1 protein-coding gene and 1 pseudogene are annotated in these 1,478 nt (G+C 69.2%); both read left to right on the top strand.

Annotated features, from left to right (window positions below; translation table 11 throughout):
- On the top strand, nt 1-1,247 hold a 1,247-nt coding region (locus tag ABD056_RS14195; RefSeq protein ID WP_425545041.1), incomplete at its 5' end, for a type II secretion system protein GspD.
- A 16-nt stretch (nt 1,248-1,263) separates the two neighbouring features.
- Nucleotides 1,264-1,478, top strand: a pseudogene (locus tag ABD056_RS14190) (hypothetical protein); the annotation flags it as partial.

Genomic DNA, 1,478 nt, shown 5'->3' with positions numbered 1-1,478 from the left:
CGACCGGCGCCGGCGCCCGCGCCGCTCCAGCCGCCGGTGCCGGCGCGACGCCGGGGGAGGGGGCGGTACCGGGGGCCGCTCCGGCAGGCGCGGCCGCTCCGACCGGGGCACCGGGACTACCTGCTGCTGCTCCCACCGATCCGCTGGCGGCCGCGCAGCAGATTGCGGCCGCCACCGCTGCGGTGCCGGCCGCTGCCGCTGCTTCGGCCGCCGGAGCTGCGGCAGGGGCGCTGACAGCCGCGCTCGCCCCGACGGAGGGCAACGGTCACTACTACGCTATCAACCGCCAGGCTGGCGTGGTGTCGGTGTTCACCACCAGGCGCCAGCACGAAAAGATCGCCGCCTACTTGCGCGACGTGGTGCGGCGGACCGAAACCCAGGTTCTGATCGAGGCGAAGATCGTCGAGGTCAATCTATTCGAGCAGTTCCGCGCCGGCATCAACTGGGATGTCGCTTTCAAGGGCGCCCGTGCCGCCACCAACCTTACCCAGAACCTGCTGGATGAGACCGGCTTCAACAGCCCGCTCGGCGCTCTGGCCGTCGTCAGCGGCCGTATCGGCAATGTCGACATCGGCGCCGCCGTCGACTTCGTCGACCAGTTCGGCACCACCCGCACCTTGTCGAGCCCGCGCCTGACCGTCCTGAACAACCAGAACGCCGTGCTGAAGGTGGCCGAGAACGACGTCTATTTCACTATCGAGATTGAGCGCGAGATCGACATCGAAACCGGCCGTGAAACCCGGACCTACACCGCCGACGTGCATACGGTGCCGATCGGCGTCATCATGTCCGTGCAGCCGTCGATCAACGCCGAGACCGGCCAGATCAAGATGAACCTGCGGCCGACGGTGTCGCGCATCACCCGTCGCGTGCCCAACCCTGCGGTTGACCTGCAGGTGGCGGAAATCCGCGCCAGTTCCTCCGTCACCATCCCGCAGATCCAGTCCACCATCCCCGTCGTCGAGGTGCGGGAACTGGACAGCATGGTCACCATGCAGTCGGGCGAGGTTCTGGCGCTCGGCGGCCTGATGCAGGAACGGTCGAACAACGAGGACAGTGGTGTTCCCGGCGTGAAGGACGTTCCGCTGCTGGGGGCACCGTTCAAGCGGGAGAACAAGGACACCAACATCGTAGAACTGGTGATTTTCCTGCGCGCCACCATCGTCAACGGCCGCGATAGCGTCCATCCCGCCGACGTCGAGCTTTACAACAAGTTCACGCCGGACCCCCGGCCGATCGCCTTCTGAGCAGCGGGAGGGGACGATGCGGCTGACATTGGGGGAGGTTCCCGCTCCGGGAGAGGCGCTGACGCAGGCGGCGGCTGATGCCGTCGTGCCGGCGCCGGCGCGGCGCGTGGCGCTGGCGCTGGGCGACAGCCCGGCCGCCGGCGATGCAGTACCGCCGGCGGCCGATCTGCCGTCGGTGACGGCCCCGCGCGCCGGGCTCGCCCTCGGCAGCCTCGCCAGCGCGCCGCCGCC

Origin of the sequence: Caenispirillum bisanense (assembly GCF_039523075.1) — a bacterium.
GTDB classification, from domain to species: Bacteria; Pseudomonadota; Alphaproteobacteria; order Rhodospirillales; family Rhodospirillaceae; genus Caenispirillum; species Caenispirillum bisanense.
Note: the sequence above shows the minus strand (reverse complement) of the source record. Positions and strands in the feature narration are given on the sequence as shown.